General features: G+C 75.6%; 21 protein-coding genes and 1 tRNA gene. 9 read left to right on the forward strand and 13 right to left on the reverse strand.

From position 1 onward, the window contains the following. Positions 1 to 33 precede the first annotated feature (33 nt). The 3 genes from aztC to aztB all read right to left on the reverse strand — a co-directional run bounded on the left by aztC (position 34) and on the right by aztB (position 3,220). Positions 34 to 921: a zinc ABC transporter substrate-binding protein AztC gene (gene aztC / locus INN71_RS12260; protein WP_301800595.1), complete on the reverse strand. Its 888-nt coding sequence runs from the start codon at positions 919 to 921 to the stop codon at positions 34 to 36. Between the two features lie 62 nt (positions 922 to 983). Then, positions 984 to 2,240: an ABC transporter gene (locus tag INN71_RS12265; RefSeq protein WP_301800596.1), complete on the reverse strand. Its 1,257-nt coding sequence runs from the start codon at positions 2,238 to 2,240 to the stop codon at positions 984 to 986. Positions 2,241 to 2,344: 104 nt separating this feature from the next. Next, a complete protein-coding gene (gene aztB, locus INN71_RS12270) occupies positions 2,345 to 3,220 on the reverse strand; it encodes a zinc ABC transporter permease AztB (RefSeq protein WP_277499416.1) in 876 nt (291 codons plus the stop codon). Positions 3,221 to 3,276: 56 nt separating this feature from the next. Here aztB and aztA point away from each other — a divergent pair, with 56 nt between their 5' ends. Next, entirely contained in the window at positions 3,277 to 3,978 is a 702-nt protein-coding gene (aztA, locus tag INN71_RS12275) for a zinc ABC transporter ATP-binding protein AztA (protein WP_301800599.1), read from the forward strand. Here aztA and INN71_RS12280 read toward each other — a convergent pair. Further along, positions 3,945 to 4,706 carry a DapH/DapD/GlmU-related protein gene (locus tag INN71_RS12280; RefSeq protein WP_301800601.1) on the reverse strand — a complete coding sequence of 254 codons (762 nt, stop codon included), beginning with the start codon at positions 4,704 to 4,706 and terminating at the stop codon, positions 3,945 to 3,947. The genes aztA and INN71_RS12280 overlap by 34 nt on opposite strands. A gap of 102 nt (positions 4,707 to 4,808) precedes the next feature. On the opposite strand from INN71_RS12280, the gene INN71_RS12285 reads away from it, so the two are divergent. Further along, positions 4,809 to 5,795: a cation diffusion facilitator family transporter gene (locus tag INN71_RS12285; protein WP_301800603.1), complete on the forward strand. Its 987-nt coding sequence runs from the start codon at positions 4,809 to 4,811 to the stop codon at positions 5,793 to 5,795. An 11-nt stretch (positions 5,796 to 5,806) separates the two neighbouring features. On the opposite strand, the gene INN71_RS12290 is transcribed toward INN71_RS12285, so the two are convergent. Genes INN71_RS12290 through INN71_RS12310 form a run of 5 tightly spaced genes read right to left on the reverse strand, consistent with a single transcriptional unit; the run spans position 5,807 to position 10,495 of the window. After that, a complete protein-coding gene (locus INN71_RS12290) occupies positions 5,807 to 6,091 on the reverse strand; it encodes a hypothetical protein (RefSeq protein WP_301800604.1) in 285 nt (94 codons plus the stop codon). Beyond that, positions 6,088 to 6,459: a YidH family protein gene (locus INN71_RS12295; RefSeq protein ID WP_301800606.1), complete on the reverse strand. Its 372-nt coding sequence runs from the start codon at positions 6,457 to 6,459 to the stop codon at positions 6,088 to 6,090. Before INN71_RS12295 ends, INN71_RS12290 begins: the two co-directional genes overlap by 4 nt. Further along, positions 6,456 to 7,730 (reverse strand): alkyl sulfatase dimerization domain-containing protein, encoded by a 1,275-nt coding sequence (locus tag INN71_RS12300; RefSeq protein ID WP_301800609.1) that lies wholly within the window; start codon positions 7,728 to 7,730, stop codon positions 6,456 to 6,458. Before INN71_RS12300 ends, INN71_RS12295 begins: the two co-directional genes overlap by 4 nt. Then, positions 7,727 to 8,905 carry an acyl-CoA dehydrogenase family protein gene (locus INN71_RS12305; RefSeq protein ID WP_301800610.1) on the reverse strand — a complete coding sequence of 393 codons (1,179 nt, stop codon included), beginning with the start codon at positions 8,903 to 8,905 and terminating at the stop codon, positions 7,727 to 7,729. Before INN71_RS12305 ends, INN71_RS12300 begins: the two co-directional genes overlap by 4 nt. A 12-nt stretch (positions 8,906 to 8,917) precedes the next feature. Then, positions 8,918 to 10,495, reverse strand: a complete 1,578-nt coding sequence (locus INN71_RS12310) for an AMP-binding protein (RefSeq protein ID WP_301800612.1) — start codon at positions 10,493 to 10,495, stop codon at positions 8,918 to 8,920. A gap of 84 nt (positions 10,496 to 10,579) precedes the next feature. Here INN71_RS12310 and INN71_RS12315 point away from each other — a divergent pair, with 84 nt between their 5' ends. After that, the gene (locus INN71_RS12315) at positions 10,580 to 11,218 is read left to right on the forward strand and encodes a TetR/AcrR family transcriptional regulator (protein WP_301800614.1); all 639 of its coding nucleotides are present in this window, start codon (positions 10,580 to 10,582) and stop codon (positions 11,216 to 11,218) included. 72 nt (positions 11,219 to 11,290) lie between these two features. Then, on the forward strand, positions 11,291 to 12,640 hold the full coding sequence (locus INN71_RS12320) for an MFS transporter (RefSeq protein WP_301800615.1): 1,350 nt from the start codon (positions 11,291 to 11,293) through the stop codon (positions 12,638 to 12,640). A 33-nt stretch (positions 12,641 to 12,673) separates the two neighbouring features. Here INN71_RS12320 and INN71_RS12325 read toward each other — a convergent pair whose 3' ends face one another. Then, positions 12,674 to 13,081, reverse strand: coding sequence for a hypothetical protein (locus INN71_RS12325; protein ID WP_301800617.1), 408 nt, complete (start codon positions 13,079 to 13,081; stop codon positions 12,674 to 12,676). Between the two features lie 99 nt (positions 13,082 to 13,180). Between INN71_RS12325 and INN71_RS12330 the strand changes: the two genes are divergently transcribed. The 3 genes from INN71_RS12330 to INN71_RS12340 all read left to right on the forward strand — a co-directional run bounded on the left by INN71_RS12330 (position 13,181) and on the right by INN71_RS12340 (position 14,635). Next, positions 13,181 to 13,336, forward strand: coding sequence for a hypothetical protein (locus tag INN71_RS12330; RefSeq protein ID WP_301800619.1), 156 nt, complete (start codon positions 13,181 to 13,183; stop codon positions 13,334 to 13,336). Between the two features lie 2 nt (positions 13,337 to 13,338). Next, positions 13,339 to 14,259 (forward strand): DUF72 domain-containing protein, encoded by a 921-nt coding sequence (locus INN71_RS12335; protein WP_301800621.1) that lies wholly within the window; start codon positions 13,339 to 13,341, stop codon positions 14,257 to 14,259. 302 nt (positions 14,260 to 14,561) lie between these two features. Further along, a tRNA-Pro gene (locus tag INN71_RS12340) sits at positions 14,562 to 14,635 on the forward strand. A 108-nt stretch (positions 14,636 to 14,743) separates the two neighbouring features. Here the strand turns inward: INN71_RS12340 and INN71_RS12345 are convergent. Together INN71_RS12345 and INN71_RS12350 are read right to left on the reverse strand one after the other, a co-directional pair. Next, positions 14,744 to 15,130, reverse strand: coding sequence for a CrcB family protein (locus tag INN71_RS12345; protein ID WP_301800622.1), 387 nt, complete (start codon positions 15,128 to 15,130; stop codon positions 14,744 to 14,746). Further along, positions 15,127 to 15,579, reverse strand: coding sequence for a CrcB family protein (locus INN71_RS12350; protein WP_301800623.1), 453 nt, complete (start codon positions 15,577 to 15,579; stop codon positions 15,127 to 15,129). The genes INN71_RS12345 and INN71_RS12350 overlap by 4 nt, the downstream gene beginning before the upstream one ends. A 147-nt stretch (positions 15,580 to 15,726) precedes the next feature. On the opposite strand from INN71_RS12350, the gene INN71_RS12355 reads away from it, so the two are divergent. Both INN71_RS12355 and INN71_RS12360 read left to right on the forward strand, forming a co-directional pair. Next, positions 15,727 to 16,371 (forward strand): TetR/AcrR family transcriptional regulator, encoded by a 645-nt coding sequence (locus tag INN71_RS12355; RefSeq protein ID WP_301800624.1) that lies wholly within the window; start codon positions 15,727 to 15,729, stop codon positions 16,369 to 16,371. 84 nt (positions 16,372 to 16,455) lie between these two features. Continuing rightward, positions 16,456 to 17,289, forward strand: a complete 834-nt coding sequence (locus INN71_RS12360) for a siderophore-interacting protein (RefSeq protein WP_301800626.1) — start codon at positions 16,456 to 16,458, stop codon at positions 17,287 to 17,289. A gap of 40 nt (positions 17,290 to 17,329) precedes the next feature. Here INN71_RS12360 and def read toward each other — a convergent pair whose 3' ends face one another. After that, complete coding sequence (gene def / locus INN71_RS12365; RefSeq protein WP_277499394.1) at positions 17,330 to 17,932, reverse strand: peptide deformylase; 603 nt, start codon at positions 17,930 to 17,932, stop codon at positions 17,330 to 17,332. Positions 17,933 to 18,033: the final 101 nt, after the last annotated feature.

Raw genomic sequence — 18,033 nt, forward strand, 5'->3', positions numbered from 1 at the left:
TCATCTCTCTCTTTCCAGGGTGGGGGTGGGCGCTCACGCGGAGAGCCCGGTGGCGATGCGCTCGGTGTTGACGCGCATCATGGTGAGGTAGTCGGGGGCGCCGCCGTCGGGCCCGGTGAGCGACTCGGTGAACAGCTCGACGACGTCGACGTGCACGTCGGCCTCGCTGGCGAGGGCCTGCACGAGCCGGTCCGGGGACGACGACTCCGCGAAGATGGTGGGCACGCCGGTCTCCTCCACCGCCTCGACGAGGTCGGCGAGGTCGGAGGCCGAGGGCGCCGCCAGCGTGGTGCCGCCGGGGATGACCGCGCCGACGACCTCGAAGTCGAAGCGGTCCGCGAGGTAGCCGAAGACGTGGTGGTTGGTGACGAGCGCGCGCCGCTCCTCGGGGATGGCCGCGAACGCATCCGTCATCTCGGCGTCGACCTGCTCGACCTCGGTGCGGTAGTCCTCGGCGCGCTCCGCGAGGGCGTCGGGGTCGATACCGTCGAGGTCCGCGAGCACGGGGCCGAGGGCGTCGACGACGTCGAGCACCCGGGCGGGGTCGGTCCAGAAGTGCGAGTCGGGCGTGCCCGCGGCGTCGCCCTCGGCGTACTCGAGCACCTCGACGACGTCCCCCGCCACGAACGTGGGGACGTCCTCGTCGGCGGCCGCGTCGAGGTGCTGCTGCAGCCCCTCCTCGAGACCGAGACCGTTCGACACGACGAGGTCGGCCGAACGGAGGCGGGCCGCCTCCTGCGCCGAGATCTCGAACGAGTGGGGGTCGGCGTCGGGCTTCATGAGGGTCATGACCTCGACCTGGTCACCGACGAGGTTGTCGACGACGTCGCCCAGGATGTTCGTCGAGACCACCACCAGCGGACGGTCGTCGCCCGTGGCCGAGCACGCCGACAGGGCGCCGGCCGCCAGGGCGGTGGTCACGGCGGTCGCCAGGGCCCCGGCCAGGGGCCGGCGGGTGCGGGGTGCGGGGGTACGGCGCACGGTCAGCGTCCCGTCTCGGCGGTGAACGCCGGCTCGGTGGTGGTCTCGAAGGTCCGCGCGACGCGGGCGGCGTCGGCGAAGTCGATCTCGTGCAGGCGCTGCTCGAGGGGGGCGCTGAGATAGGCCCGCTGCTGGTCGGCGACGAGCGTCGGCCGGACGCCCGCGGCGAGGGACGCGGCGGCGAGCGGCTCGGTCGCGGCGAGCACGGCCCCGTCCTCGCCGGACAGCACGAGCACGCGCCCGGTCGCGGTGAGCGCGAGGACGTGCTGGTCCGCGTCGTCGACCGCGCTCACCACCACGAGGGGCTCGGGGGCGGGCAGCAGCGTCCACGCCCGCTCGCGGGTGTCGAGCAGCCAGATGCCCGCCTCGCCCGCGTCGCCCGCCAGGGCCGCCACGGTCGGCCGGCCCTCGCGGTTGGCGAAGGAGGTGGCCGGGGGAGCGGTGGTGCCGGCCGGGTAGGGGATCCGCTCGACGACCAGCTCCTCGTCCTCCACGTGGGCGAGGAGGGCGCCGTCGGCGCAGCCGATGACGGCTCCCACGCGGGTGGTGATCGTGCCGGAGGCACGAACGCACGGCTCCTCGAGACCGGTGGGCTCGCCGTCCGCGCCGCGGGCGACGACGGACGTCGCGACGCCGTCGGTGGCCTCGGTGACGAGCGCGAACGAGCCGACCGGCACGACCAGGCCGGCGTGCGGGTCCACCTCGACGCGGAACTGCTCGGAGATCTCGCCCTCCGACAGCGCCTCGGTGTCGAGGAGCACGGCCTCGCCGGAGTCGGGGAAGAACAGGCCGGTGCCGCCCGTGGTGGACAGGTTGGTCGTCGCCACGGTCGCGTCCCCGTCGCCCTCGACGGTGCCGAGCAGGGCCGGGTCGGCGCGGTAGTAGTGGAAGTGGTCGACGTGGTCCCACGTCCAGACCCCGCTGTCGACGACCTCGACGCCGGCGTCGGTCTGCGCGAAGAGGTAGCGGCCGTCGGTGGTCAGGGCGCTCGGCGCGCCGACGCTGCCCAGGTCGCTGACGCTCTCGTCGAGGAGGTCGAGGTGCGTGACGGCGCCGGCCGGGTCGATCGTGGTGAGGCCGAGCTGCGGCTCGGAGACCTCGGCGGCGCCGGCGACGGCGCCGTGGCCGTCACCGGTCGCGTCACCGGCGGCCGCGTCGGTCGCGTCGGCGCCGGACGACCCGGCCGGGTCGCCGGAGCAGGCGACCAGGGCGAGGCCGAGGACGCCCCCGAGGGCGAGGGAGGAGATGCGTGGACGCACGGGGTCCTTCCGTGGGGTGGGCGCAGCGCCGCGCGCCGGGACGGCGGACGGTGGTGCGTCGGGTGGGTGCGGTGGGTGCCGCGGGTGAGGTGGGCCGGGGTGGATCAGGTGGTCGCGGGTGTGGTCGCGGGTCTGGCGGTGGTGCGGGCGCGGACGGCGTCGAGCGCCGCGCGGGTGGCCCAGGACAGGACGGCGAGCGCGATGGCCGCCGCGGCGACGGAGGCGCCCGCCGCGGTCGCGGCGTGCCACGACACGAGGAGCCCGACGAGCACGGCCACGACGCCGAGCACGGCGGCCAGCGCCATCCGCGTCGGGATCCGGGTGGTCCAGTGCTCGGCCGCCACCGCGGGGGCGAGCAGCAGCCCGACCACGAGGAGCGAGCCGACGGCCTGGTACGACGCGACCACCGCCAGCGTGACGAGGCCGACGAGCGCAGCCTGCGCGAGCCGGGGCCCGAGGCCGAGCACGGCCGCGATCCGCGGGTCGAGGGCCAGTGCGACGAGCGAGCGGTGGGCGACGACCGCGACGACGAGCCCGACCGCCGCGGCGATCGCCAGGAGCACGAGGTCGACGGGCGCGATGGCGAGGATGTCGCCGAAGAGGATCGACGTGGCGTCGGTGGCGAAGCTGCCCGAGTGGGACACGATGATCACGCCGAGCGCCAGCATGGCGACGAACAGCAGGCCGATGCTGGTGTCGTACGACAGCCGGCCGCGGCGCTGCAGGCCCCCGATGCCCAGGCTCATCGCGATCGCGCTGACCGCGCCGCCGGCCATCGCCGGCCACCCGAGCACCGTGGCGAGCGCCACGCCGGGGAGCATGCCGTGCGCCAGCGCCTCCCCGAGGAACGCCATGCCGCGGATGACCACCCAGGTCCCGACGACGCCGCAGAGCACGGCGACGAGCGCACCTCCGAGCAGGGCACGTCGCAGGAAGTCGAGGGCGAAGGGCTCGAGCAGCCCCTCGGTCAGGGTGGTCACGAGGAGGGACCCTAGACCGAGATAGGAATGATTATCAAAAGCGGTAGGGTGTGCGGGTGAGCACGTTCCCCGCCCCCGGCGATCTCGTCCCCCTGGCCGCCCGCCTCCGCGGGGTCCGCGTCGACTTCGGCGCCCACCCCGCCGTGCGCGGCGTCGACCTCGACGTGCCGTCCGCCTGCGTGACGGTGGTGGCCGGCCCCAACGGCGCGGGGAAGTCGACCCTGCTGGAGGTCGTCGCGGGCACCCGCCCCCCGAGCGCGGGCACGCGCTGGGCCGTCGACGCCGTGGCGTTCGTGCCGCAGCGGGCCGCCGTGCCCGACCGGCTGCCCCTCACCGTGCGCGACGTGGTGAGCGTCGGGGCCTGGGGACGCCGCGGTCCGTGGCGGCGGCTCAACGCCGCGGCGCGCGCGGCCGTCGACGAGGCCATGGAGCGGATGGAGGTGGCCGTGCTCGCCCGCCAGCCCTACTCCGCGCTGTCGGGTGGCCAGCGCCAGCGGGCCCTGCTCGCCCAGGGACTCGCCCGCGGGGCCGAGCTGCTCCTCCTCGACGAGCCGACGACCGGCCTCGACGCCGACAGCGGGGACCGGATCCGCGCCATCGTGCGGGCGGAGGCGGAGCGCGGCGCCGCCGTGGTCTGCGTCTCCCACGACCCCGCGGTGCTTGCCGTCGCCGACCGGCTCGTGCGCCTCGTCGACGGGCGCGTGGCGGACGACACCTCGCCGGGTCAGCGCCCGGCCGCCTCCCTCGCGGCGAGGTAGGCCGTCACCTCCTCCGGCGACCACGCGGGGCGGACGTCCGCGGGGTCGTCGCCGACCCACCCCACGCCCGGATCCAGCCGGCGGACGACGCGGGCGGGCACACCGGCGACGACGCAGTGGTCGGGCACCTCGCCCCGTACGACGGAGCCCGCCGCCACCACGACGTTGCGCCCCAGGACGGTGCCGGGCAGCAGGATCGCGTGGTGCCCGACCCAGGTGCCGGAGCCGACCCGCACGGGCTGGTGGCGGCCGAGCTGGCGCCCGACGGGGGTGGCGGGGTCCTGGTAGCCGTGGCTGGCGTCGGAGACGAAGACCCCCTGGCCGAACCAGACGTCGTCGCCGATCTCGATGGACTCGTGGGCGGTCAGGGTGCTCCGCGCGCCGATGACGCAACGCTCGCCGAGGACGAGCCCCCGCTGCGGCAGCGGCCGCCCGTCGCCGTACCCCACCGTGAGGGTGGCCGAGCGGCCGACCAGCGTGTCCGCGCCGACGTGGATCGCCGCGGTGCCGGCCAGCGTGGCGGGCGGGAAGGCGATGCAGCTGCCGGGCCCCATGCTGCCGAAGGAGTCGGCCGCCCGGGTACCGGGGGCCACGGCGCCGTACCACTCGACGGCACGTCGCCCCGCGTGGACGACCGACCCGAGCGCGCGGCGCACCAACGGGGCGTCGCGGAGCCGGCGGGGGGACGGCAGGGTCGGGAGGGCCGGCAGGGACGGGAGGGCGGGCACCCGCGCAGGCTAGCGACTGCGGTGCGACAGTGGCCCGAGGGGCGGGGGGCGCACCAGCCCGCACCAGCCCGCACCAGCAGGGCATCAGACGGAGGAGGAGCGGTGGGCGAGGAGCAGGAGACGGGGGAGCCCCGGCCGGCGGGCGGCGGCGAGTCGCTGCTGACCGTCGTCGTCGCGCTGGTGGCCAACGCCCTCATCGCGGTGGCGAAGTCCGTGGCCGCGGCACTGACGGGCTCGGCGTCGATGGTCGCCGAGGCGGCCCACTCGTGGGCCGACACGGGCAACGAGGTCGCGCTCCTGGTCGCCGAGCGCCGGGGGAGCCGACCGCGCGACGCGGCCCGGCCGCGGGGCTACGGCCGCTCCGCCTACCTGTGGTCCCTCGTCGCGGCGTTCGGGCTGTTCACCGCGGGGTCGGTGGTCTCCCTGTGGCACGGCGGCACGGTGCTGTGGGCCGACCTGCAGGGCGAGGCGGAGAGCGAGGCGCCGGCGTACACGCTGAACTACGTCGTGCTCGCCGTGGCCTTCCTGCTCGAGGGGGCCTCGTTCCTGCAGGCGCTGCGGCAGGTGCGGCGGGAGTCGCGCCGCTGGCACCTGCGCCCGCTCGCGTTCGTCTACCGCACCTCGGACCCGACGCTGCGGGCCGTCTTCCTCGAGGACTCCTCGGCGCTCCTCGGCCTCCTGCTCGCCGGGGCGGGGGTCGCGGCCCACCAGGCCACCGGCGACCCGGTGTGGGACGCGCTGGGCTCGATCGCGGTGGGTCTCCTGCTGGGTGTGGTCGCGCTCTTCCTCATCCGCCGCAACATGGACTACCTGCTCGGCGAGGCGGTCCCGCCGGTGCTGCGCGGGCGGCTGCTGGACCTCGTCGCGGGCCACCGCACCGTCGCGCGGGTCACCTACCTGCACGTGGAGTACGTCGGTCCTCGCCGCGTGTTCCTCGTGGCGGCCGTCGACCTGGTCGGCGACGAGCCAGAGCCGGTCGTCGCCCGACGGCTCCGCGCGCTCGAGGCCGAGCTCGAGCGCGACGCGATGATCGAGGACGCGGTGCTGACCCTGGCCGCGCCCGAGGAGACGTCGCTGTCCCGGGGCTGAGGCCGGCGGGCTCAGGTCACGACGACCACGAGGGCGACGGCCGCGAGCAGCACCACCCCGGCCGCCAGCGCCGGCACCGGGGGCCCGCCGGGCCCGCCGGGCCCGCGGGGTCGGCTGCGGGTACGGCGGCGTCCCAGCAGGACCGTGCCGGCCAGCACCGCCACCGCGCCGGTCGTCGCCGGTCCGGGCTCGAGCCGCACCAGCGCCGCCGCGGTGCCGAGCACCAGGGCCCAGGTGCGGGTCCGCGCGAGCGCCGTCCGCTCGACGGCGAGCCCGGGGTCGCGCTCCGCGCTCACCCGCCGAGCACGAGGCTCGCGGCGGCGCCCACCGCGGCCACCACCAGGTACACGACCAACCACACCGGCGCGGCCCGGGGGAGCGGACGGCCCGACCGCAGGGCGGCCTCCACGGCCCGCCAGTGCACGCAGCCCTGCACGGCGACCGTCGCCGCCACGCCCAGCGTCGCGACGACCAGCACGCGCCCGGCGGTGCCCGGCAGCACCAGCTCGCGGGCGGCCTCGAGGGCGAGCGCAGCGACGACGAGCGCGAGCGCGGTGCGCGTCCAGGCCAGGAACGTGCGCTCGTTGGCCAGCGTGAAGCGCGCGTCGGGCTCCTCGCCCTCGACCAGCGGTCGTCGCCAGGCGGCCCGGGGACCCGGTCTCACGCCTCCGGACCGTCGGGCACGTCGGCGACCCGGCGGGACTCGGCGGCCGCCCAGGTGTAGACGCCCCGGGCCATCAGCGACTCCTCGACCTCGGCGCGTGCCGCGTACACGGCGGCGCGCACGGCGTGCAGGCGGGCGTCCTGGGGATCGGCCTGGACCGCCATCTCGGCGAGGTGGGCGGCGAGGCGGTGGTCGGCCGCGTCCCGGGCCCGCTCGGCGGCGTCGGCGAGCCGCCCGGCGCCGCCGGCGAGGTCCGCGACGGCCCGCGCGAGCTCGGCGTCGGGGGCCGGCTTCAGCCGCGCCGGGTTGCCGTCGTACCACCCGCCGTAGCGGCGCCACAGGTTGCGGACGATGAACTCGGGCTCGTCGTAGCGGGCGCGGAGGTAGGACCGCTGCGCGAGGGCCGCGGGTGGCCGCACCCGCTGCACGACGTCGTCCAGACGCAGCCCCTCGTTCATCATCGTGAGGGTCTGCTCGACGATCGACTCCAGCCACTCCGCGGTCTCGAGCAGCGCCTGCTCGATGCGGTCGGCGCCGAAGATCGGCGCGCCGTGGGAGGGCAGCATGGTCTCCGCCCCCAGCGCCGCCATCCGTCGCAGGGCGTGCGCCCACTCCCGCGGGTAGCGCTGGGCCTTCTGGGGGTTGCCGCAGTTCGGCACCAGCCAGATGAACAGGTCGCCCGGCAGGAGCAGGCGGTGCTCGGGCACGTAGGCGACGGTGGCGTCGTCGGTCTCGCCCTCGGCGTGGAAGAGCTCGAACGTCAGCCCGGCCCGGGTCACCGTCAGGGCGTCGCGGTAGGTCACGTCGGGCAGGCGGTACTGCGTCGGCCAGCGCAGGTCGGGGATCTGGAACTGCCGCTGGTTGACGACCGCGTTGTAGCCGGCGGTCAGCGCGTAGCGGTCGAACCGGTCCCGGACCCGCTCCTGCGCGACGACCTGCGTGCGGGCGCCCGGCTCCGCGTCGAACGGCGCGAGGCCGGCGACGTGGTCGACGTGCCCGTGCGAGTAGAAGGCGGCGGTGAGCGGCGCGGTCGACCAGCGGCGCAGGTGCGCGTGCGAGCGCTCCGCCGTCAGTGCGTTGCCCGTGTCGAACAGCAGCAGCTCGTCGGCGGCCTCGAAGGCGATGACGTTGCCGAAGCCCGGCAGCCAGCCGAGGCCGTCGGCGACGTGCACGACCTCGCCGCCGCCCCGGGCGCTGTGCGCGATGTCGTCGTCGAGCCGACCCGCCCAGACGTCGTCGGCGTACCGGCGCAGGTCCGCGGCGGCGCTCACAGCACCGCTCCGACGAGGTCGCGGACGATGCCGTTGCGCTGGATCTCCGAGGGACCGGTCAGCACGCGGAACATCCGCAGCGCGTGCCACAGGTGCTCGATCTCGGTGCCCTGCACCATCCCGGCCTTGCCCAGCAGCTGCAGGGAGCGGTCGGCGATGGCGAACGCCGTCTCCCCGACGTAGAGCTTGCACATGAAGGACTCCATCCGTGGTCGGGCGCCGGCGTCGAGGTCGGCCAGCGCCGCGTAGGTCATGGAACGGGCGGCGAACAGCTCGGTGGCCATGTCGGCCAGGGTGTGCTGGACGGCCTGCTTCTCCAGCAGCAGCCCACCCGAGACGGGTCGGGCGGCGGCGTGGCGCAGGGCGATCTCGAGCGCCCGGCGGGCGCCACCCAGCGCCGTCGGGCAGTGCAGGAGCCGGTTGGCGGTGATGCGCCCCAGGGCGATGCGCAGGCCCTCGCCCTCGGCGCCGAGGAGGTTGCGGGCGGGGACGAAGCAGTCGTCGAGGACGACGTCGCTCTCCACGTTCTGGCCGGTCAGCGGCAGCCGCCCCGGCACCACCCGCACTCCCGGAGCGTCGAGGTCGACGAGGAACGCGGAGTACGCCTCCTGCTCGCCGGCCATCCGGGCGACGACGACGGCGAAGTCGGCGAAGGTGCCCCCGGTGCTGAACACCTTGCGGCCCGTCAGGCGGTAGCCGCCCGGCGCGGGGGTGGCGGTGGTGGTCATGCGACGCACGTCGGAGCCGGCGTCGTCCTCGGTGATGGAGAAGCAGCACGCCCGGTGCCCGTGGACCACGGGCAGGAGGAACTCCTCCACCTGCTCGGGCGTCGCCACGTCGAAGAGGGAGCCGACCCGCAGCGGTCCGCCCATGTCGCCGAGCACGCTGGTCGCCAGCACCCGGCCCGACGCGCCGATCTCCTCCTTCAGCGCGGCCAGGGCCGTCCAGCTCAACCCCTCGCCACCCAGCTCGGGCGGGAGGTGGATGCCGTAGAAGCCCAGCTCGCGGCTGCGCAGCCACACCTCCTGCAGCGTCGCGCGGTCCAGCGTGCTCGTGTGCTCGAGGCCCAGCTCGCGCTCGTGGTCGGCGAGCTCGCCCTCGAGGTAGTCACGCAGCCGCTCGACGAGCGCCTGCACCGCAGGGTCGTCGTACGTGGGTCGCAGGGAGAACGTCATGGCCCCCGCCCCTCAGCCGACCCGGCGCGCGGCGCCGGCCCAGTCGCGCTCGCGCAGCGCGCGGCGGTCGATCTTGCCCGTGCGGTTGCGCGGGAGGGCGTCGAGCACCTCGACCACGCGCGGGACCTTCACGCGCGAGACCTGGCGGGCGCAGGCCTCGACCAGCTCCTCGGCCGTCACCGCGGCGCCGGGCGCGAGCACCACGCTCGCCTTCACCGTCTCGCCCCAGCGCTCGTCGGGTACGCCGTACACGCAGGCCTCGAGGACCGCGGGGTGGGAGTAGAGGGCGGCCTCCACCTCGGAGCAGTACACGTTGTATCCGCCGCTGACGATCATGTCCTTCACCCGGTCCACGAGGAACAGGTAGCCGTCGGCGCGGAAGCGGCCGAGGTCGCCGGTGTGCACCCAGCCGTCGCGGAAGGTCTCGGCGGACGGTCCCGGCGCGTGGTGGTACTCCCGGACGCAGTCCGGTCCGCGGGCCACCACCTCTCCGACCTCGCCGGGCGGCAGGGGGCGTCCCGCGTCGTCGACGACGCGCACCTCGGTGTCGAAGACGGGCCGGCCGCAGGACAGGAGCAGCTCCGGGTCGTCGGTGATGCCGCGCACGACCTCCTCGGCGGACAGGTAGGTGATGGCGCTGGTCGTCTCGCCCTGGCCGTAGCCCTGGTTGACGACCGGGCCGAACAGCTCGACGGCCTGGCGCAGACGGGTGGGGGAGACGGGGGCGCCGCCGATCGTGACCGAGCGCAGGCTCGACAGGTCGCGCGTGGGGGCGCTCGGGCTGGCCAGCACCAGGTTGAGCATCGCGGGCACGAGGAAGGTCGAGGTGACGCGCTCGCGCTCGAGCGTCGCCAGGTAGTCCTCGACGTCGAACGCGGGCAGCACCACCACCGTCGATCCGCGGAAGAAGCAGGCCAGGATGCCCATGCCGCTGGCGTGCGTGATGGGGCCCGGGGCCAGGTACACCTCGTTCGCCGAGCGGTCCCCGTTCATCACCACCTTGCGCAGGTTGGCGAGGCGGTTGCCGACCGTCTGCACGGCGGCCTTCAGCGTCCCGGTCGAGCCGGAGGTGAAGTTGAGGACCGCCGGGTCGTCGAGGGAGCGGTCGACGGCCACCGCCGCGGGGTCGCCGGCGGCGACGAGGGCGTCGTACGACGTGGGGCGGGGCCCGCTCGCGGCGCCGCCCGTGGTGTTGCCCGCGGCGTCCAGCGTCACCACGAGCAGCGGCGGGGTCGCCGCGGCAGCGACGTCGAGGACGGTGTCGAGGTGGGTGCGGTCGGCCAGGACGACGCGGGCGTCGGCGTCGAGGAGCACGTGCCGGACCTCGGCCGGGGCGAGCCGGGTGCTGACCGGCACGCGCAGGTGCCCGGCCTTCGCCATCGCCATCTCGGCCACGACGAGCTCCCCGCGGTTGCCGGCGACGGTCGCCACGGCGGTGCCCGGGCCGTGGCCGGCGGCCAGCAGGGCCGAGGCCAGCCGGTTCGACTCCTCCTCGAGCTGGGCGTAGGTCCACCGCCGCTCCCCGCACACCAGGGCGGTGGCGTCGGGGCGGTGGGTGGCGGTGCGGGTCAGGTAGTGACCGAGGTTCACGGGTGCTCCTTGTGACGACGTTCCGACCAGTTATAGACACGCTGTCCAGGAAAGTCCAGGGCCATCAGTGCTAGAACCTCGTCCATGGCCACCGAGGACCGCCGCAGTCGTCGCACCCGTTCCGCGCTCCGCCGCGCCCTGGTGGACCTCGTCCTCGAACGGGGGTACGCCGCCGTCACCGTCGAGCAGGTCGTCGAGCGTGCCGACGTGGGCCGCGCGACCTTCTACACGCACTTCAGCGACAAGCAGTCGTTGTACGACGACCTGGTCGCCGCCCTGCTCGCGGACCTCGCCGCCCGGCTCGAGCCGGGGGACACGGCCGGGCCCGGGTTCACCGGCCGGCCGGTGCACGCGCTCTTCGAGCACGCCGAGGCGGAGGAGGCGACGTACCGCATGGTGCTGCGGGGCGACGGCGACGGCCGGGCCCTGCGCTCGCTGACCGACGCCCTGGCCGGCGCCGCCCTGCGCGTCTTCGAGGACCGCGTGGCCGACCAGGGGCTGGCGCCGCGCGTCGACCTCCGGGTGCTGGCCCGGGCGTGGGTCGGCGAACAGCTCGCCGTGCTGACCTGGTGGCTGGCCGAGGCCGGGCGTCCCCTGCCCCGCGCCGACGTCGTCGGCATGCTCGCCGATCTCGCCCGGCACGGCCGGTGGTGGGCGACGGGGTTCGGCGACGACGCGCCCGACGCGCCCGCTGGGACGGATTCGTCGGCGCCTCTTGTGTGACGGGGGCCACGCGGCTTAGTTTCTGGACACGGCAGCCAGAACTGGCCGTCCTGTCCCGCTTAGGAGAACCCCGTGCTCCCTCATCGCCGCGAGCTCCAGACCTACCCGACCGGCGCCCGACGGCGGCGGCTGCTCGCCGTCGTCATCCTCGCCCTCTTCATCTCGGCCTACGAGGGTCAGCTGGCGCCCGTGCTGCCGCTGCTGCTCGACGACCTGGGCATGTCCCTGCGCCTCTACGGGCTCCTCACCGCGGCCTCGCTGCTGTTCGGCGCCTTCGCCGGGTTCGTCGGCGGCTCGCTGGCCGACCGGTTCGGGCGGGTGCGGCTGCTCGTGCCGTTCATGTTCCTGTCGGGCCTGGCCTGCCTGTTCATGGCGACGTCGCAGAGCATCACGCAGTTCGCCCTCGCCCGGATCCTGCTGGCGTTCGTCGAGGGCGTGGCCGTGGCGGGGACCGCGCCGCTGGTCCGCGACTTCACCCCCCGGCTGGGCCGCGCACAGGCCTACGCGTTCTGGTCGTGGGGGCCGGTCGGCGCCAACTTCTTCGCGGCCGGGGTCGCCGCCGCCACCCTCGACCTGCTCGGCGGCACCTGGCAGTCGCAGCTGTACCTCATGGCCGCCGTCTCGCTCGCCGGCTCGGTCGTCATCGCCCTGACCCTGCAGGACCTGGCCCCGCACCTGCGCCGCGAGGTGCGGTTCTCCGACGACAGCGCCCGGGCGGCGCGGGCCCCGCTGGCCCGACCCGGCGCCCGGCACCTCGTGGGCCACGCCGTGGTCTGGCAGCACGTGATCGCGATGTCGTCGCTCTTCGTGCTGCTCGGCACCATGAACGCCTACGGGCAGGTGCTGGTCGTGGACACGTTCGGCGTCAGCGTCCGCACGGCCTCCGTGGTCGTCGTGTTCTTCTGGGCGGCGAACCTCGTGACGAGCCTGGCGGTCGCCCGGTGGTCCGACACGGTGCAGCGGCGCTCCCCGTTCCTCCTCGGCGGCGGCGTCGGCATCCTCCTCGCCCTCTCCGCGCTGCTGGTCCTCATGGGCCGTGGCGACGCGGCGTCGCCGGGCGCCGTCGTCGCCGTGCTGGTCGTGCTCGGCGCGGCCATGGGTGGGGTGTTCGGCCCGTGGATGGCGAGCTTCTCGGCCCACGCCGAGGAGATCCACCCCGATCTCCAGGGGAGTGCGTTCGGCCTGCAGCACCTGGTGAGCCGGCTGCTCGTGCTGGCCTCGGTGGTGCTGGCGCCGCGGGTGGCCGAGGCCGCGGGGTGGCGCACCTGGCTCCTGGTGGCGCTCGTGCTCGCCGGGGTGTTCACCGTGCTCGCCGGCTGGCTGCACCGCGCGGAGCGGCGGCTGCTGCGCCGACCGACGCAGGCGGCCGGCGCCGACGTGATCGCGCGGACCGGTGGGGCGGGCGCCACGGCCGCCGGCTGACCCGCCGGCTGACCCGCTGGTCGTCCGCGGTCCTCAGAGGTGGTCGGGGACGATCAGCGCGTCCGGGTCCTGCCGCACCGGCATCGCCTCGACCGCGATCCGGAGCAGTGCGGCGGCACCCGCCACGGTCCTGCGCCAGCGGCGGGAGCCGTCGTCCGTGCCCTCGGGCGAGCGGGAGCGCAGCACACCGGCGACGGCGGCCTCGTACTCCTCGTCGGTGAAGGCGGGGGTGGCGCCGACCGTCGGACGCTCGGGCAGGTCGGTGAGGGCGGGGAGGACGAGCTCCCCGGCGGCCGCGAGGTGCGGGTAGCGCGCACCGCGGGACAGCTCGTCCCACGACGCCGCCCCGGCCCGGCTGCGCACCAGGCGCGGCAGCGCCGCGAAGGACCGGACGGCCACCGCCTCGACCGCGACCGTCATCTCCCGTTCGGTGAACTTCACGGATCTCCCTCCTCGTGCCGCGCGCCGTCCGGACCCGCGCGCCGTGGGGGCCACCGTACGGCGCGGCTCGACACCCGACGGGCCGGGTACCGGCGCGACATGACCACCACCGGACACGACGGCGCCGTACCCGACCCCGACCACGACCAGGACGCCGAGCCCTCGACCCCGACGGGGGAGGAGCCCGACACCGACCAGCTCGAGCCGGGCTCCGAGCCGGCCAGCCATCCCGACCCCGAGCCGGGGAACGCCTGACGATGACGGCGCCCGAGCGCGGGCGGGTGCGCGTCGGCATCTCGGGCTGGCGCTACCCGCGCTGGCGCGGCGACTTCTACCCGAAGGGCCTCGCGCAGCGCCGCGAGCTGGAGTACGTCGGGCAGCGGATGTCGACGGTCGAGCTGAACGGCTCGTTCTACTCGCTGCAGCGGCCCAGCAGCTACCAGCGGTGGCGCACCGAGGTGCCGCCGGACCTGGTGTTCGCGGTGAAGGGGTCGCGCTACATCACGCACATGCTGCGGCTGACCGACGTGTCGCAGGCGCTCGCGAACTTCTTCGCGTCGGGCGTGCTGGCGCTCGACGACCAGCTCGGTCCGGTGCTGTGGCAGCTGCCCGAGCGCCACGAGTTCGAGCCCGCGGCCCTCGAGACGTTCCTGCGCCAGCTGCCGCGCAGCACGGGGGAGGCGCTCGACCTGGCCCGGAACCACGACGCCCGGCTCGACGACCGCACGTGGCTGGAGATCGACGAGGACCGCCCGCTGCGCCACGCCTTCGAGCCCCGGGCGCGCAGCTTCACGGACCCGGCCGCGGCGGACCTGCTGCGCCGGTACGACGTCGCCCTCACCGTCGCCGACAACGCCGGGCTGTGGCCCGGCTTCGGCGAGGTCACGGCGGAGCGGATCGTCTACGTGCGCCTCCACGGCGCGCACGACCTCTACGCCAGCGGCTACACCCCCGACGAGCTCGACGGCTGGGCCGCGCGCATCGACGGGTGGGCCACCGGCGCCGCGACCCCGGACGGCCGCCCGCGCGACGTCTACGTCTACTTCGACAACGACGCCCGCGGCTTCGCCCCGCACGACGCCATCGCCCTCGCCGGGCGCGTCGGCGACGTGTGGGAGCCGGCGGGCGCCGCCGGGTCGTCGCCTGCGGCGAGCGCCGAGACGTCGAGTCGTCGCTGACCGCACGCGCGGGGGCGTCGAGTCGTCGCGAGCCGCACGCACGGGGGCGCCGAGTCGTCGTGAGCTGCGCGATGCGCGACCGGTACGGCGGCGCGCGGGCCCGCCGTACTGCTGCGGCGTCTGGTGCGGTGCTGGTGTCCGGTGCGGTGCTGCGGTGTCTGGTGCGGTGGTCGGCGGCGTGTGGAGTAGCCCGGACACCGCGTTGCACCGCCCCGCGCCATCTCCGCCCCACCCGATTCGAACCGCGCGGAGGTGCTGCGGTAGTGTTCCGACCGCCTCGCCCGGTGATCCCGGGCGGGCTTCGGGCTGTGGCGCAGCTTGGTAGCGCACTTGACTGGGGGTCAAGGGGTCGCAGGTTCAAATCCTGTCAGCCCGACCGGAGAAGCAGCAGGTCAGAGGCCGTTCCCGCAAGACGCGGGGACGGCCTCTGCTGCGTCCCGGGCCTGCCGGACCTCGTGCCCGCCGGACCGGAGCCCGTTGCGCCTCACGCCCCGAGCCACCACCCGAGCGCGGCGAGACCCACGCCGGCGACGAGCATGCCCGGGCCGTGGACGGCGGCGTACCCCCAGCGACGCTCCTCGACCAGGCGCACCACCTCGACGGCCGCGGTGCTGAACGTGGTGTAGCCGCCGAGCAGCCCCGTGCCCAGCACCGCGACGAGGTCGCCCCCGCCCGACCCGTCCCCGAGCGACCCGCGACCGGCCAGCCCGACGACGAGGCCCAGCGCGAACGCGCCCGTCAGGTTCACCACGAGCGTGCCGAGCGGGCGCGCTCCGCCGGTGCGGCGCCGTACCGCGTCGTCCACCAGGAAGCGCAGCGCGGCGCCCACCCCGCCGGCCACCGCCACGAGGACGAACAGGGCGGGACTCATGCGAGGCCTCGGCGGGCCGCATGCGCCCGCCGGCCACCCAGGAGCAGACCGACCGCGGCCGCCACGAGCCCGAGGAGCAGGCTGCCGACCGCGTACGCCGCCCCGGTGGCCGACCGGTCGCCCAGCAGGCCGGCGGTGTCGACCGCGAGCGCGCTGTACGTCGTGAACCCGCCCAGCACCCCGGTGCCGAGCAGCAGGCGCGCGCGACGCCGGCCCCCGGTGTCCGGGCGCCCGCCGAGCACCCCCAGCAACAACCCCAGGAGCAGCGCCCCGCCGACGTTCACGACGCCCACGGTCCACGGCACCGCGCCCTCCGCCGTCGGCACCAGCAGCACGGCGGCCGCCCGCGCCGCCGTACCGAGCGTGCCGCCCACGGCCACGACGAGAACGTCCGCCGGACGGGGGCGGGCGGGGGGCGCGGTGGTGGGTACGGACACGGGCGCGGGCACGGGGAGACCGTAGGTCAGGCCGGGTGCCCGGTCCCGCTAGGCTCCCGACCGTGCGCTCGGGCGCAGCTGGGGGAAGTCGTTGTCGGATCGACCTCGAAGGCGGTAGGCGCAGTGAGCGACGAGGGCGGACGCCCCAGGCGGAAGTACGTGTCCCCGGTCCGCGAGGCCGCGCTGGCGGCCACGCACCGACGCATCGTCGACGCGGCCGCGGAGCTGTTCGGCCGCGACGGCTACCGGGCGACGACGCTGGCGGCCATCGCCGGCGCGGCCGGCGTCTCGGTGCCCCGCGTCAACCTCTCCGGCTCCAAGCCCGCCCTGCTCGTCGAGGCCTACGAGCTGCGGGCCGGTGGCTCGTCCGAGCTGCGCCCCATCAGCCGGGAGCCGGAGATGGCGGCCATCATGGCGCTGCCCACCGAGGAGGCGTTCGCCGCGTACGCCGCGTGGCTGCCGCGCACGCACGCCCGCTCGGCGGGCCTGTGGTTCGCGCTGCGCGAGGCCGCCTCGACCGACCCCGAGGCGCGCACGGCCTTCGAGGAGACCGAGGCGCGCAACCTGACCTCGTGCCGCGACGCGGTCGCCTTCGCCCGGTCCCGCGACCTGCTGACCGGCGACACCCCTGACGAGGACCGGGCGCGGATCTGGAACCTGCTGACCCGGGCCGACACCTTCCAGCTGCTCGTCGGCGACGCCGGCTGGTCGCACGAGCGCTTCGCCGCCTGGGTGCTGCGGGCGCTGCGGGCCCAGGTGTTCGACCTGGCCGACGCCGACGGGGCCACGCCGCCCCACTCCTAGGTTAGGGTCCCCTTAGTCCGGGCGGTGGTACGCCGGACGCGCGGTCCGGCGTCCCCGGCCCGCGCCCGAGGGGACGAGGAGCACATGGCCAGGACGAACGCGCAGGCGACCCGCACGAAGCCCGCCGACACCGAGCTGATCCTGCTGGAGGTGCTGCGCAGCGAGCGCGTCACGCCACACATGACGCGCGTGACCCTCGGGGGCCGCGACGCCGCGCGGTTCGTGCCGCGGGGCTTCGACCAGTGGTTCCGGCTCTTCATCCCGGTGGGGGAGGCGTCGGTGCGGCGCATGCCGAGCAAGCTGACGACGGTGAGCTACCTGCGCCTGCTCGCGGTCTCCCGCACCGAGCGCCCGGTGCTGCGCAACTACACCGTGCGCGCCCACCGCGCCGACGGCCCGCACGGGCCCGAGCTCGACGTCGACCTCGTCGTGCACGGCTCGGCGGAGGACGGCACGTCCGGGCCCGCCGCCACGTGGGCGCAGACCTGCGCGGTCGGCGACGTGGTCGGCATCATCGACGAGGGCTGCCTCTACGCCGCGCCCGACGACACCGACCAGGTACTGCTCGTGGCCGACGAGTCGGGCCTGCCCGCAGTGGCGGGCGTGCTCGCGTCCCTGCCGCGCGACGCCCGCGGCAGCGCGCTCGTGGAGGTCCCGAGCGCCGAGGACGCCCAGGAGGTCGACGCCCCCGACGGGGTCGAGGTGCGGTACGTCGTGCGCACCGACCCGCACGCCGTCCCCGGCCGGGCCGTGCTGGCCGCCGCCCGCGAGGTCGCGGTGACGGGCGCGGCGCCGTACGCCTGGGTCGCGGGCGAGCAGGGCCTCGTCAGCGAGCTGCGCCGCCACTGGGTGCAGGTCGGCGTCGACAAGAGCCGCATCTGCTTCACCGGCTACTGGAAGGTCGGCAAGGCCCACTGAGCCCGCGGATCGCCTGGCTGGCAGTCAGGTAGTCAGGCGGTCAGGCCGGCCAGTCCGCCGGGAACTCGTCGGCCGCCTTGTCGTGGGCCTTGGCCAGCCGCTTGCGGGCCTTGGTGCCGAGCCGGTCGCCGAACACGACGCCGCGGGTGTGGTCGGTCTCGTGCTGGAAGCAGCGGGCGAGCAGCCCGTCCCCGGTGAGCCGGACGGGGGAGCCGTCGAGCCCCTGGCCCTCCACGGTCGCCTCGTCCGGTCGCGCGCACTCGACGAACGCGCCGGGGTAGCTCAGGCAGCCCTCCTCCGCCTCGTCCAGGCGGCGGCCGGTGCCCTCCGGGGTGGTGACGACCGGGTTGCACACCACGCCCGCGACCCGGCGCCCCTCGGCGTCCGGGCAGTCGAAGACGAAGACGGCCCGGTCGACCCCGATCTGGCAGGCGGCGAGCCCGACGCCGTCCGCGGCGTACATCGTCGCCACCATGTCGGCCACCAGTGCCCGCAGCTCGTCGTCGAACGCGGTGACCGCGGCCTGCGGCGCGTGCATCACCGGCGTGCCCCAGCGCGTGATCGGCCGGACGGTCCCCCCGGTCGGCAGCGGACCGTACGGCGTCAGGTCGGGCCCGTCGTCGGCTGCGGCGTGGTCGCTCATGGGGGCGATCGTAGGAGGGGTGGCGCACGGGCCGTGCGGGGTGTCGGGAGAACGGGTCGGCCGAACCTGTGGCGCACTGTGTAACTCCCCGTTACATTAGG

It is taken from the genome of Nocardioides sp. ChNu-153 (assembly GCF_030466625.1).
Classification (GTDB): domain Bacteria; phylum Actinomycetota; class Actinomycetes; order Propionibacteriales; family Nocardioidaceae; genus Nocardioides.

Excerpts from the sequence above, each read along its gene's own strand:
- INN71_RS12315 (WP_301800614.1), top strand. The coding sequence starts at position 10,580 with ATGGCCACCGAGGACCGCCGCAGTCGTCGCACCCGTTCCGCGCTCCGC.
- INN71_RS12330 (WP_301800619.1), top strand. The coding sequence starts at position 13,181 with ATGACCACCACCGGACACGACGGCGCCGTACCCGACCCCGACCACGAC.
- INN71_RS12360 (WP_301800626.1), top strand. The coding sequence starts at position 16,456 with ATGGCCAGGACGAACGCGCAGGCGACCCGCACGAAGCCCGCCGACACC.
- INN71_RS12305 (WP_301800610.1), bottom strand. The coding sequence starts at position 8,905 with ATGACGTTCTCCCTGCGACCCACGTACGACGACCCTGCGGTGCAGGCG.
- INN71_RS12345 (WP_301800622.1), bottom strand. The coding sequence starts at position 15,130 with ATGAGTCCCGCCCTGTTCGTCCTCGTGGCGGTGGCCGGCGGGGTGGGC.
- def (WP_277499394.1), bottom strand. The coding sequence starts at position 17,932 with ATGAGCGACCACGCCGCAGCCGACGACGGGCCCGACCTGACGCCGTAC.
- INN71_RS12335 (WP_301800621.1), top strand. The coding sequence starts at position 13,339 with ATGACGGCGCCCGAGCGCGGGCGGGTGCGCGTCGGCATCTCGGGCTGG.